Raw genomic sequence first — 12977 nt, forward strand, 5'->3', positions numbered from 1 at the left:
CGAACCGGCTCAAACGGAGAATTAGTCCCATGGCTAAGAAAACCATTACACAGGCTTATGGTGCAACACTCGTTGTTGGGGGCAAAGATATTGCTCCCGGCACGCCAGTGCCATTGCCAGAAGATGAAGCCAACCGCATTGCGCAGCTCTTCGGCGTCGTTGAAGCTGTAAACGAGGCCGTCAAACCTGCCCGTGCGCAGTCTTCCTTGCAAAAGCCTTCCGAAATCGATCTGCTCGCCAAAGCAGTCGAGCAGGCGCAGCAGACCTTTGATGCTGCGAAAGCTGCATTGGAAAGCGAAACTGCGGGCGACGAAGAGCTGAAAGCTTTTGAGGCAGCGGAAGCGGCACTCAATGCAGCTGAAAACGCGTATCAGGACGCGCAGGGCTGATGTCTCGGCCCGCTGTATTTGCCGGTATGGGAGGCGCGTTTGTCGCCTCCCTCGGCAACGTCGATATCGAGCTGACGATTGGTGATGATGCACGCGAACCAATGCGAGGCATTTTTCGCCGGGTTCGCGACACCGATCTTCTTGACCTTGAAGGGGTTGCTGCGGAAGGCATTCGCTATACGCTCGCCCTTGAAGGCGATGGCATTGACGCGGTGCGGCAGGGCGACACGGTTAAAATCCTTGCCAGCGATGACGACAAGAACATCGGTGACGTGTTTGAAATTGCCAGTCATGTTGATGACGGTCGCGCTATGAAGCGCTTCTTTTTACGGAATTACTGATCATGCACCTGCGCTATCAGATCCTAGAAAAGATCAAGGCCGATCTCACCCCTGTCGTTGCGGGTAAGGCTGGCAAAGTCTCCCTCATGCGCTCCAATGCCGTTGTTGAAGAGGATATGCCATTTTTCACGGTCATTCATACTGGCGAAACCTCGACACCCGATGGCATCATTTATGACGATATAACGGGTCAGGAACTGACACGCATTAATCGTCGTCTGATGGTCAATGTGATCATTCACTTTAAAGGGCGATCTAACCCGCAACGCGAGTTTGATGATCTGGCAGCGCTCGTTGAAACTGCGTTACCGCCTTCACATCTGGGTGGGTTGGTGATCGATATTCTGCCAACGGCATCTGAGATGTTCATCGACCCGCAAACAGCGCAGAGCCTCGGTTCGGGGCGCGTCATCTTCGAGGTGAGTTACCGCACCTTCGCTGGCATCCCTGATCGGGCTGCCTGAATCCTATTCAAAATTTCAGGAGTATTTGCCATGGCTCAGTACATGGGGCGTGAACTCGTCATTAAGCGGTTCATGAACGCCGATCAGGAGTTTGTTTCGGTCTGTGTTTCCGAGGCGCGCTCCTTGGAAATCAATAACGAAGAAATCGACATCACCAAGCCCGACTGTGCGGCTCCGGGCAGCAAATTGGTGCGCTCGCTGATGTATGGCATGCAGAGCATTGCTGTGCAGCTTGATGGTGCCTTTGTCGGCAATGCAGCACAAAAGGCCATGACGGGGGATGCCGTCAATCAGATCGTGACGCAATATCAGATTGTCGTGCCGGGTGTCGGCACCTTTGAAGCCGACTTTCTTGTTTCGATGACATTCTCAGGCGACAAGACTGGCGAGTTGCAGGCACAAGGCCGAATGGCTGCGACCGGCGAAATCGGCTTTGTGGCGGCGGCTTGATATGGATCCTATTTTCAATCCTGCACGCGGTGAAGCATCCTGCCAGATCGGCAAGACAAAAATTGTCATGGTCGTGGAGTTTGCTCGTTTAGCCCAGCTCTGCCAGTTGGCTGACTGTGATGATATGCAGACGCTTTATAAGCGTCTCATTGGTTTTCATCCGAAAACGGTCATGGCTGCGATCCGCGTTTTGACCACCCATGTCGATGGGGATGAGGAAGCGCGTAAGCTCGCCCATCAAGCCATGCAGCAGTTGAGCGGCGCAGACGAACCAGAATTTCGAGACGCAATTACCAAGGCGCTGTCTGGTCATATTGCTGAAGGTCGTAAGAACCGCGGTGAACCGAACCCTATCGCTGATCTTGATCGTGCATTCGATAGCCTTGATCCGGGAAACGCCCCAAGCCCTTCAGTGTAAAAGATCGCATAAGACATATGGAGCGCATCGCTACCGGCCAGCTTGGGTGGGAGCCGCGCTCATTTTGGCGATCAACTTGGCCTGAAGTACAGGCCGCAATTGAAGGGCGGACAGGTCGAAAATTCGATGATGTCATTACGCCAGAGCGGGCACGTGAAATTGCCCGTTCCCATCCCCCTACAAAATCTATCCGGAGTAAGCCTCAATGAGTACACGCGCCGATATTATGGCCTTTATCGGCGCGAATGCTCGTGGCTTTCACGATGCTATGCGTCGTGTGCGGGGCGATGCCAAAGACACGGCGCAAGATACACAGCGCGAGTTTGCAAGTCTCTCCGCTGGAATGGACCGCAGTTTCAATTTCCTGAAAGCATCCCTTGCTGGATTAGGTGTCGGCATTAGTTTGGCCGGCGCGCAGCAGGTCATCAGCGATATTGCTTCGATTGATCGTGAAGCCCGGCGCGCTGGCGTCTCCATCAAAGCATTTCAGGAAATGCGATATGTGGCTGAGAAAAATCGAATTGATGTTGATGCGATGATCGATGGCTTGAAGGAATTAAGCCTTCGAGCTGATGAGTTTGCAGTGACCGGCAAAGGGTCCGCGTCAGAGGCGTTTAATCGCTTAGGCTTTGATGCAAGCGATGTTGCAAAAAGGCTTAAAGAACCGTCCGAGCTGTTTGTTGAAATCATCGGGCGTGTAAAGCAGCTCAACAAAGCCGCGCAGATCCGCATCATGGATGAGCTTTTTGGCGGTAGCGCTGGCGAGCGGTTTGTTGAACTTATTGCGCAGGGTGAAGATGGAATCCGTCAGGCGATACAAGAGGCGCATAACCTTGGAATCGTGATCGAAGATGAGCTTGTCAAAAAAGCCGCCGATCTTGATCAGGAATTTAACACAGTCGTAACGACCGTTGGCAACAACCTGAAACAGGCTGTTGTTAGTGTCGCGTCTGAAGTTCGCTACATTCTCGACCTGTTTAACAATATTGAAAATCGCAGTATCTCCACGCTTGAACAGCAGCTTGCAGAAAAGCGCCGTGAGCGCGAGTCAATGGATGCAGGCGGCTTGCGCGGCTTTGTGGCGCGTGGACGTGATGGCGGGCGAATTCCGGTCATCGAAGAGGAAATCGCAGCCCTTGAAAAGCTGATTGCTACTAAGAAAGAAGCGGTTAAGCCCCCAGAGCCAACCTCTGGAAAGCTGACATTTGATCCGATTGAAACTCCAGAAAAGAAAAGCAAGGCCAGCAAAGCAGCCGTTACAGAGGCGGAGCGGCAGAAGAAAGCAGCTGATGAACTTATTTTGTCCCTTGAGCATGAACTATCGATCATTGGTCAAACCGCTGAACAGCAGAAGCTTTCCAATGAATTGCGCAAGCTCGGTGCTGGGGCAACGCAAGAACAAAAAGACCGTATCACTGAGCTAATCACTGTCATCGATGCGCAGAAGGCTGCACAGGAGCGCTCTAATAAAGCGCAGCAGGATTTTATAGACGGTCTTAATCAGCTTGGTTCTGATGCGGTTGACGCCCTGGGCAATGTGATTGCTGGTACTGAAGATGCCGCCGATGCCTTTAAGAAGCTCGCAATCGAGATTGTGAAATCAGCGCTGACGGGTAAAGGCGCTTATGCCGATTTCTTCAGCGGATTGTTCGGTGGTGGCGGCAGCGGTGGTATCGGCCTTGGTGGCTTGGTAGCCGGTCTCTTTGGCTTTGGCGGTCAAAAATCTATTGCTATGAATGGCGGTATTGGCCTCTATGCCAATGGTGGCATTAGCGACAAGCCAGCGATCTTTGGTGAAGCGGGTGCTGAGGCTGCGGTTCCTTTGCCAGACGGCAGGCGGATTCCTGTAAATCTTCGGGTCTCGGATTTGCCATCATCGCCGCAATCCACTGATAGCGCCCCTGTTGTTCACTTTGCTCCGATCTATCAGATTGATGCGAAGGGGGCCGACGTAAAAGCAGTTGAGCGTATTCAAGCAGGGCTTGAAAAGACCAATCGCGAGATGCGCGCGACCGTCATTGAGACGGTTCGTAAGTCTCAGAAGCAAAACGTAAAGCTGGCATAATATGGCAATCACCTATCCATATGACATTCTCGCCAGCTTTCCGGGCTGGTCAACAGAGTTTGATTTGCTCTATCGGCAAGAGCAAAGCCGGACGGCGGGTGGAAAGACCTATGTCAAGGATCTGGGATCGCCCCTTTGGCAGGCGGCATATGTCTCTGTCATTTTGGCTTCCAATGAACTGGACGCATGGCGTGCACGCCTAAAACTTCTTGAAGGCGGGTTGCAAGAGTTTCTGGGGCGTCCGATCAGCAGATGCTTTCCTATTTCTCATCCGAATGGTTCCAGTGTGGGTGATGCATCCAACTTGACGCTTGGTACTATTGGCGAGGATCGCAAGACTTTGCGATTGAGCAACCGGCCTGCGGGTTATTCGCCAACCATCGGCGATTATCTACAGCTTGGGCCGCGCAATTTGCATCAGATCGGTAACGTTGATGGTCTGGATATTGAAGTCAGGCCGCATTTTTGGCCGGAAACCGTTATCGGCAATTCAGTCGCAATCGTGCGGCCGTCTTGCCGTATGACTATTGTGCCCGGATCCATATCAACAACGGCTGAGTTGCAAACAGGGCGCGGCACCGTGTCGTTTCAGGCTATAGAAAGTAGATGATGCCAGTCTAGAGATTTAATTCCACCCAAGCAAATTTTTGCTCGATTGACTTTTCTTGATCGAGAGTAAGACGAACACGATTTATATATGGGTGGATATGCACCGATGCTTTTCTTGCTGCATCCTTGAGTGGAAATGGTGATGACCTGCTGTTTGCTATTTCTTGGCATAAGTCCCATTTTGATCTTATAGAAAAGGCATTTTTTGCTCGAAGACGCCATTCGTCAAGCAAGGGATCTGGTTTGGTTTCTTGATCGGGAGATATGTCCTTGATCTGATCAAGAGTTGGCCAGATTTTGGCTGTGATATTCTTGTAAAAATGTGCAGTCTCGTCCTCAGACCATGCCATGTGCTGACCACGTGTATATACGTTAAGGGTCTTTAGACGCACCGGATGGTTCTTTGGTAGCAATTCAACAGCTGATATGAAGCTGATCAACCAATCATCAAATAATGCCCCGGCAATACGCCAATCTTCAGAATCGCGCATTGTAAGTAGATGAATTTGATTGAGAGCGTTGTCTACTGTCTCGTTGCCCGTGTGGTATTTGCGAAAATCACGCATTTGACCTCTGCTAAATATAGAGAGCGCAGGAACTAAAATTCCTACCATCTTTGTAGTGAAAACCAGATAATCGCTCAAGGAGTTTTCCTGTGAGAAACATATCCGCTGAAAACCATGCAGCCTTGCAAGGCCGTGTGCTGGTGGCGCGTGACTTCCTTTGGCTGGTTGCGCTCAATCGTCAGACCAATGCACCTGAGACTGAGGGGTTGTGGTCTGACGTTGGCAATATAACTGCCCCGATCACGCATCCTGATAGCGGTTTGCCTGTCACACGTGAATGGTATGGCACTGGCAGTCTGGTTGCGATTGATGACATTCCGCTAGTTGCAAATCTGGCGGTGCAGGAAGTCAACATTCGCATGTCGCAGGTGCATGAGGAAGTTGAGCGCATTGTGCGCGATTACGATTGCCAGCAAGCTCGTGTCGAGATCTATCGCGGGTTGTTCGATCCTAATTCACGCCAGTTGGTAGCACCTGCCGAATGCCGATTTATCGGTTTCGTTGATCGTATCGAGATCAGCACGCCAAGCGAAAATGAGGAAGGCGCGGTCACGATGACCTGCGTCAGCCATACGCAGGAATTTACCCGCTCTAATCCTGATACCCGATCAGACGCCACGCAGAGGCTGCGACTTTCGACCGATGGTTTTTATCAGGATGCCGACACGGCAACCGAATGGGAAATCTGGTGGGGATCGGAAAAGGGCAAGGTGCCGACGCAAAAGAAGAAAAAGAAGTTTCTGGGGTTATTCTGATGGTTGTACGCTTCGCTTTGCCTTCGGATCGCGCCGCGTGTGTCCAGCTTCTCAAATCCAGCCATAGCGCTGCGGGTTTTACATTTCCGTTTCAGGCGGCTTATGCCGCAAGCCTGTTTGATCAGCATCTTGCATCGCCACAAGCGGTCGCGCTTGTGCTGGGTGATAGGCCGCAAGGCATTCTTTTGGCTGCGTGGTGTGAACATCCGTTTGGCGCTGGCCGGTATGCCAAGGAAACAGTCTGGTTTATCGATCCATCGGCTCGCGGGCGCTCGGCACTTCTGATGCTCGATGCTTATGAGCGTTGGGCGCGGGAACAATCTTGCACAGCAGTCGGCATGGCGTCACTTGCAAGCAATGATGTGTCACGGCTCTATGAGCGGCGCGGCTACAAGCCTGCGGAAACGCATTTCCTTAAGTCTCTCTGACAGAGCTTAATCTCAAGGTTACAACATGGCTATTTTTTCAGCTATTGCGGCGGTAGGTGCTGCAATCGGTTCATTTATTGGTGGCCTTGGCGTTATCGGGTCATTTCTTCTCAAGACTGCTGTAGGCATTGGCGCAAACCTGATTGCGCAGGCTATTGCTGGCAAGCCCAAAGAGCCGACATTTTCAATCAATGGTACATTGCAGGGCGGTGGCGATCTGCCGCGCTCATTCATCATCGGTAAAACTGCCACGGCTGGATCGCTTGTTTGGGCTAACACGTGGGGCAAAGATGGCGATAGTCCGAACGCCTATCTGACGCAGGTAATTGCACTCTCTGATCTTCCGGTCAAAGGGCTGCTTAATGTCTGGGTGAACAATGAGAGAGTAACTCTTGATTTGGCTACGCCCGATATGTCGCGGGGCTGGCAGGTTAAGGAGTACCGCAACAATGGCGATAATCTCTGGGTTAAGTTCTATGACGGTACGCAGACGGTTGCAGATAGCTTTCTCGTCAATACTTGCTCCAATGGCAATCGCGCTTGGAGTTCCAATCGTGTAGGGCGCGGTGTCGCCTATGTGATTGTGACGGCGCGTGTTTCCAAAAATATGTTTTCGGGTATTCCGTCCTTCAAATTCGAGGTGGACGGTTATCCGATGTATGACCCGACACGCGATAGCAGTGTTGGCGGCGTCGGCGCGCAGCGTTTGAGTGATCCCAGCACATGGGGCGGCGATGGCGATCATCTTCCAGCCGTGCAAAACTATAACCTGCTGCGCGGTATTTATCTGGATGGAAAATGGTTCTATGGCGTGCAAGGCATGTCCTCGGCACGATTGCCGACTGCCAACTGGATTGCAGCGATTAATAAATGCCGGCAGATTGCTGGTTCTGAACCGCAATACCGTTCGGGCGGAGAAATCACGATTGATGCACCGCTATCGGCGGCAATTGAGGCGATCAATACCACCTGTCAGGGTCGCATTGCTGAGATTGGCGGCGTCTACCATATGTATCTCGGCGCGCCTGATGCGCCTGTAGTCCATTTCACGGATGACGATATTCTTTCGACCGATGAACAATCGTTTTCGCCATTCTTTGGGTTGGCGGATACGATCAACGGCATTTCTGTTACTTATCCGTCGCCTGCTGATGGCTGGGTGATAAAGACGGCGCCGCCGCTCTATCGTACTGATCTCGAGGCACGACACGGCAATCGTCGTCTGATGGCGTCAATCGAACTGTCATTTGTCTGTTATCCTGAGCAAGTCCAGCGCCTGCAAAAGTCGGCCTTGGAAGAGGGACAGCGGGCGCGACGTCATACGCATGTGCTGCCGCCTAAATTCTGGGCTTATGCTGTTCCCGGTGTTGTCTTTGCCTGGACTTCAAAACGCAACGGATATGTCAATAAGCTGATGCGGGTTGATGGCGCTGCGGATCGGGCCAATCTTGATATTATGGTTGATCTGACGGAAGTCGATCCAACCGATTATGACTGGAATAGCTCAACGGATTACAAGCCACCAATCGACGGTGCCGTTGGGCCTATGCGCCCGCTGCCGCAGCCGATTGTTGATTTCTCTGCTGAGGCTGATGTCGCGCAGGACGCGGACGGCAATAGTCGCCGCTGCGCAATCCGGCTTGGTTGGGATGGCACGAAAGAGGACATTGATTTTGTCCGCTTTGAAGTGCGTTTCGCCGCTGATCTGGGCGTTGTCTATTCTGGTCGGGCTGACGATGTTGCGCGGGGTAGCATCAAGATTGCGCCCGGCATTCTGCTGCCTAATTCCGATTATGACATTCGGGCAGTTTACGCGACTTTTGCGGGTAATCGCCTGTTTGAGTGGTCCGACTGGATCCGTGTGCGCACGCGTGACATTCTCCTAGGGCCGCTGGATATTTACCCGTTCAGTGTTGAAAACTTCAACACAGGGCTTCAAGAGTTCTGGCGCAATCAGAATGATAATCTCCGGCGCGTCGATAATGAGGTGTCGCGCTTAACTACCGTGTTGTTAGACCTTGAAGCGGACAGCGAATTTGAACGTGCAGGTATTCGTGAGGAAATCGGCGTTCAAGGCGCGAACTATCGTCGCCTCATTTTGGTTGAGGCTAATGAACGTAAAGCGCAGGTTACGCGTCTTGAAGAGCTTGATGCGCAGTTGGCAGGTAACATCGCCAATGTTCAAGAGCTTGCGCAGGCGACAGCAACAGAGCTTGACGCTGTCGCACAAACCCTCATTCAAACGCAAACGCAGGTCGGCAATATCTCGGCAAATGGTTATTTGCAGATCTATTCTGAAGCTGCACCGTCAGGCTCTCTTTCGCGTGTAGTTTTTGCTGCCATCGCGGAAGTGGGCGGCGATAGAACGCAAGGTGCTTTAGCGATTGAGGCCATTGGCGGCGGAAAATCACGTGTCATTGTTGATGCTGATGAATTTTACGTTTCAAGCAGTGGTCATAGGGGGGCGCCGCTTGCCTACGTCAATGGTGAATTGACATTGCGTGTCATCAATTTTGGTTCTGGCTTCTTTGATGAATTTCAGTCTCGAAACGGCGCTTTGCGGTTTCGTGGCCATGGTGACTATGCGGATATCAGGCTCTTTACTGCGAGCAGGTGAGGTAATTTCATGAGTTATCTGGCGATTGGACATAAGCCGGGCGTAGGTCCGGTGGTTAAAGTCATGCGTAATAATGCCGATGATTTCAGGCAGGTGCCAAGCTCAAATTTTGGTGCATACCTGTTTAATTCGGAAAATCAGAATATCTCATATATGAAAGAGCCTGGGGTTTTCCCTATCGATGGAACAAGATTTCCCTTCTTACATGGTGAGTATGGTTTTTATACAGTAGGAGGCAATAACAGCAATGCTAAGCAGATCGTAATTACCCAACATACTGTTGGTGGTGGTACGGTTACATATTTTCTGCTGGATAGAATGTTTCCCGGTGATGCACCTCCCATTTTTGAGGCCAAAGCTAAGAGGCACGATGGACGGTTTCTTGGCCCATCCTTCAGTATTAATAGTCAATATCAGATCGGGATGCAGTATCGCACCGTCATTGCAAGAATGACCGATCAGTCTGACGGACCTTTCGATAGTTGGCAGTCGCGGCCTCCAGCAACCCAATCAGTAACCAATCGGATACCTTCATTTTACAACTATTATGGATGGTGCGGTCGAGTTACTGACAGTTTGGCGCTTAGACCAGAACATGATAATTCGTACTGGAACACAGCTAGCGCGGATATTTATTATACATTCTGGGATCTGCCAGCGGATCAATCTCCAATCCCAAAGCCCTCGGCTCCGGTTGTCGCCGGTCAGGAAGTGGTACGATTGGACAGTAACGGGCTTATAATAGCTCGCCCGGGTTTCTCGGTTGATAATTCATCCGGGCGTCAGCGGATTATTGACAGTACACGCAATCCGCCATTCTGCATTATGGCAGATGAAATCAGTAATATACCTGCTGGTGGTAACTATTTTGTCCCCGCACCATATGGTGTCAGCCTAACTGAAAGCATGTTTGTCGACATCATTGCTGGCATCGCAGGGCGTGATTATGTCGTTCCGATATTTGATAGGGAGTTGCATAATACCAATCAGAATGTCTTGGTTACATATCGGTTGGATACGAACGGCGTTACATTTTTTAATGAAAGTGCCAATATTGCCGTCAATATACGGTACCTGGTTTATTGTAATGATCTGATGCCTCCATCTTCAGGAGGCAACCAGGTGATGCGGCGGGTCTTTAACGATATCCAGATCAAAAAACCGGGTTCCAGCGATACGTCACCAGCTTTCAATGACATCCTTTTGGATACGCGCTTTCCTGCAACGCAGATATTGGCTGAGGCATTCATTCCAACTGATCAGTTTAATGAAAGTCCAGCAAATGCAATGTATGGGGAGGTTGCCAAAACCATTCATTTTAATGGTTCAGGGATGCTGGTATTCCCGAAGGTTGTTGGCGTTTTCCCTAATGTACTGCGTCAGTCTTACGCCGCTTTATATAAGATACCGAGCGGGTCGGGCGCGTACGGTCTCTCTAACCAGTCCGTTGTTTCGGTTCTTGGTGAGAGCAGTTTAAAAATTCATATTTCCCCGAGCCAAGCAACGGGCATTGTTTGGAATGGTCCAAACAGGTGGAACTACGACGATTCATTCCCCGGACCACTTGGGGTCCGGTATTATATCCTCGGCGTAGCAAAGCGCTAACTCACAGGACAATTAGAAATGACTGAAACGACGGCAACACAACCGGCGCAGCCTCAACGCGTCCAAATCAGCCCAATTGCAATGGCTAATGAAGCGAGAGCAATGAATGATTTTCTAACAGAGCAAAGTCTTCGTAATGCGAATGACAAGGTGCTTTTAATGATGAAGATCAAGGAAATGGAGCTGGCGGCTGAAGAGCAGTCCAAAATCCATAAAGAAGAAATGACCCGCATCACACAAGAGCGCGATCAGGTTATGCAGATGTATGAGGGTGCCTGCCAGAAAATCAAAGATATACAGTCTGATGCAATGAATGTGCAGCATCAATTGAATGAAGCGCAGGCTGAGATTGCCGCGCTTAAAACGCCGCCGGTTGTAAAACGGAGGGTGAAGTCCAATGGCTGATAATTTCGATAAGTTCTTACCAGACTGGCAGATCGGCACGCTGACGCTTACCGCCAACTCAACTGATTTCACGGCAACTGATGCACTTTTGACCTTTGGCAGCATTCAGCAGGGTGATTTTATTATCTCGCCAGATGGACGCATGCTGGTGATAGAGAGCATCACAGACGATAATAGTGGTGTTCTGTCCACACCTTGCCCTCCTGAAGCGGCAGGGACATTCCAGACACGTATTCGCTACCAGTCGGATAATTCGCGCTATACAGGACAGACGGCAGCGCTACGCCGTCTTATGTCTGGTGGAAACCTGTTTGCCCTTGCAAAGCTCGTAGGTGATCCAGAGTTCATACTGCGTTACCTTGGCAATGGTGCATTTGATCTGGTTGATCCTGTCACGCTCGGCATCCAAGACCCGAACGGCAGTCTTGCGAAGCTTGCGGCTTTAGTGCTGGCCGCAAACAAGGTTATCACGACGGACAATAGCGGTGACGCTCAACAAATTGACCTTGGCGCACTTGGCAGGGCATTGCTGGCGTTGGAAACTGGTACGAATGCGCAATATGTGCAGGGCGATGGGACTTTGCAGGAAAAGACCGGGCTGCCTGTTAGTGCGGCCACACAAACAGCGTTGAACGGCAAAGCAAGTCTGTCAGGGGCCACTTTTACAGGTTCAATACAAAGTAATAACGCATCTATGTTCTTAACTAATGCCAGAAATAATACGGGCGTAGGACAACTTAATTTCTCCCCTTTTATTGACGCTAGGATTGGTGGACCAGCACTCGGTACAAGAATTTTTGGCATGGAAACCGTCGGAAGTGACGTTCAGACCATTATTGAGGCGACATCAGGTGGCACTACAGCGCAGTTTCGCTTTTATCATTATGGTGCGGCAATATTCCCCGGTGCGTTTACAGCCGGTAGTAAGTCGTTCAAAATCGACCATCCCAAAGACCCTTACAATAAATATCTCGTCTACATGTCTACAGAAGCGCCGAAAGCCGGGATTGAAGATTGGGGCACCGTAAGGCTTGTCAGCGGACAGGCAGAAGTTGATCTAGATATCGCGGCTGGTCAAATGCCGGGAACGTTTGCAGCGCTTACACAACGTGCAATCGTAGTCAGCGTAAATAATCTCGACAGTCATACCCATGTTCATGCTGGTCGTATCACAGACGGTAAGTTCACGATCTTTGCTGATGACTCAGACTGCAATGATGAAGTTACTTGGCTCATCAAGGCAGAAAGAGCCGATCCATTCATCAAGTCTCATCCCTATTGTGATCCAGTCACTGGATTGTTGATCCCTGAACATGAAAAGGAAGATTAGAATGCAAGCGACACAGCAAGTGATCGATATGGATCGTATGGGGAGGAAGGGAACGCTTCTTCATCCTGAAGCCTACGGCGAGAAACCACCCATGAAAACGGTTCCAGTTGAAGATGGTGCGCCGGTTGCGGATCATCCCGGCCTTAATCCAGTTGATGTATTCCGCCTTGAAATTCAGGCGATGATTGACGCCAAAGCCAGCGAACGCCAATACGACAGCGGTGCAACCTTGGCGAGCTACGTCAACTCGACAATCCCAGAATGGGCAACGGAAGCACAAGCTTTTGTCGCATGGCGTGATGCAGTCTGGCTGCATGCACTGGCAGAACTGGATAAGGTGCAGAACGGTGAACGTGATCAGCCTACGGTTGAAGCATTCTTATCTGAACTGCTGGTGTTTGAGTGGCCTGAATAATCCCCGTCACGCTGATCTGACCTAAAATCATCAAGCCACCATATCCGCCCACTGAGGCGGCTTTTTACTGCCATAAGGAAGCCCCGGTACGTCTCCTAACATTACCGGGCTATGCACTGG

Annotated in this window: 15 protein-coding genes; 14 read left to right on the top strand and 1 reads right to left on the bottom strand. The window is 50.8% G+C overall.

What is annotated here, in order from left to right; all coding sequences use genetic code 11:
• The first annotated feature begins 29 nt into the window (after positions 1 to 29).
• The 7 genes from FHY56_RS10750 to FHY56_RS10785 all read left to right on the top strand — a co-directional run bounded on the left by FHY56_RS10750 (position 30) and on the right by FHY56_RS10785 (position 4737).
• Complete coding sequence (locus FHY56_RS10750; protein ID WP_140905164.1) at positions 30 to 389, top strand: hypothetical protein; 360 nt, start codon at positions 30 to 32, stop codon at positions 387 to 389.
• Entirely contained in the window at positions 389 to 730 is a 342-nt protein-coding gene (locus FHY56_RS10755) for a hypothetical protein (RefSeq protein ID WP_140905165.1), read from the top strand. Before FHY56_RS10750 ends, FHY56_RS10755 begins: the two co-directional genes overlap by 1 nt.
• Positions 731 to 732: 2 nt before the next feature.
• Complete coding sequence (locus FHY56_RS10760) at positions 733 to 1194, top strand: hypothetical protein (RefSeq protein ID WP_140905166.1); 462 nt, start codon at positions 733 to 735, stop codon at positions 1192 to 1194.
• 30 nt (positions 1195 to 1224) lie between these two features.
• Complete coding sequence (locus FHY56_RS10765; protein WP_235889472.1) at positions 1225 to 1644, top strand: phage tail tube protein; 420 nt, start codon at positions 1225 to 1227, stop codon at positions 1642 to 1644.
• A gap of 1 nt (position 1645) precedes the next feature.
• Positions 1646 to 2062: a hypothetical protein gene (locus FHY56_RS10770; protein WP_140905167.1), complete on the top strand. Its 417-nt coding sequence runs from the start codon at positions 1646 to 1648 to the stop codon at positions 2060 to 2062.
• 205 nt (positions 2063 to 2267) lie between these two features.
• Positions 2268 to 4127: a hypothetical protein gene (locus FHY56_RS10780; RefSeq protein ID WP_140905169.1), complete on the top strand. Its 1860-nt coding sequence runs from the start codon at positions 2268 to 2270 to the stop codon at positions 4125 to 4127.
• Position 4128: 1 nt separating this feature from the next.
• Positions 4129 to 4737, top strand: a complete 609-nt coding sequence (locus FHY56_RS10785; RefSeq protein WP_140905170.1) for a hypothetical protein — start codon at positions 4129 to 4131, stop codon at positions 4735 to 4737.
• 7 nt (positions 4738 to 4744) lie between these two features.
• On the opposite strand, the gene FHY56_RS10790 is transcribed toward FHY56_RS10785, so the two are convergent.
• Positions 4745 to 5380, bottom strand: coding sequence for a hypothetical protein (locus tag FHY56_RS10790; protein WP_140905171.1), 636 nt, complete (start codon positions 5378 to 5380; stop codon positions 4745 to 4747).
• An 11-nt stretch (positions 5381 to 5391) separates the two neighbouring features.
• Between FHY56_RS10790 and FHY56_RS10795 the strand changes: the two genes are divergently transcribed.
• From FHY56_RS10795 to FHY56_RS10825, 7 genes are read left to right on the top strand one after another with little or no spacing between them, the layout of a single operon-like run.
• The gene (locus FHY56_RS10795) at positions 5392 to 6057 is read left to right on the top strand and encodes a hypothetical protein (protein WP_140905172.1); all 666 of its coding nucleotides are present in this window, start codon (positions 5392 to 5394) and stop codon (positions 6055 to 6057) included.
• The gene (locus tag FHY56_RS10800; protein WP_140905173.1) at positions 6057 to 6485 is read left to right on the top strand and encodes a GNAT family N-acetyltransferase; all 429 of its coding nucleotides are present in this window, start codon (positions 6057 to 6059) and stop codon (positions 6483 to 6485) included. Before FHY56_RS10795 ends, FHY56_RS10800 begins: the two co-directional genes overlap by 1 nt.
• Positions 6486 to 6510: 25 nt before the next feature.
• Positions 6511 to 9102: a phage tail protein gene (locus FHY56_RS10805; protein WP_140905174.1), complete on the top strand. Its 2592-nt coding sequence runs from the start codon at positions 6511 to 6513 to the stop codon at positions 9100 to 9102.
• Between the two features lie 9 nt (positions 9103 to 9111).
• Positions 9112 to 10707, top strand: a complete 1596-nt coding sequence (locus FHY56_RS10810; protein ID WP_140905175.1) for a hypothetical protein — start codon at positions 9112 to 9114, stop codon at positions 10705 to 10707.
• Between the two features lie 18 nt (positions 10708 to 10725).
• On the top strand, positions 10726 to 11112 hold the full coding sequence (locus FHY56_RS10815) for a hypothetical protein (protein WP_140905176.1): 387 nt from the start codon (positions 10726 to 10728) through the stop codon (positions 11110 to 11112).
• A complete protein-coding gene (locus FHY56_RS10820) occupies positions 11105 to 12442 on the top strand; it encodes a hypothetical protein (RefSeq protein WP_140905177.1) in 1338 nt (445 codons plus the stop codon). The genes FHY56_RS10815 and FHY56_RS10820 overlap by 8 nt, the downstream gene beginning before the upstream one ends.
• Before the next feature lies 1 nt (position 12443).
• A complete protein-coding gene (locus FHY56_RS10825) occupies positions 12444 to 12857 on the top strand; it encodes a hypothetical protein (RefSeq protein ID WP_140905178.1) in 414 nt (137 codons plus the stop codon).
• The last annotated feature ends 120 nt before the right edge of the window (positions 12858 to 12977 follow it).

It is taken from the genome of Brucella gallinifaecis (assembly GCF_006476605.1).
GTDB classification, from domain to species: domain Bacteria; phylum Pseudomonadota; class Alphaproteobacteria; order Rhizobiales; family Rhizobiaceae; genus Brucella; species Brucella gallinifaecis.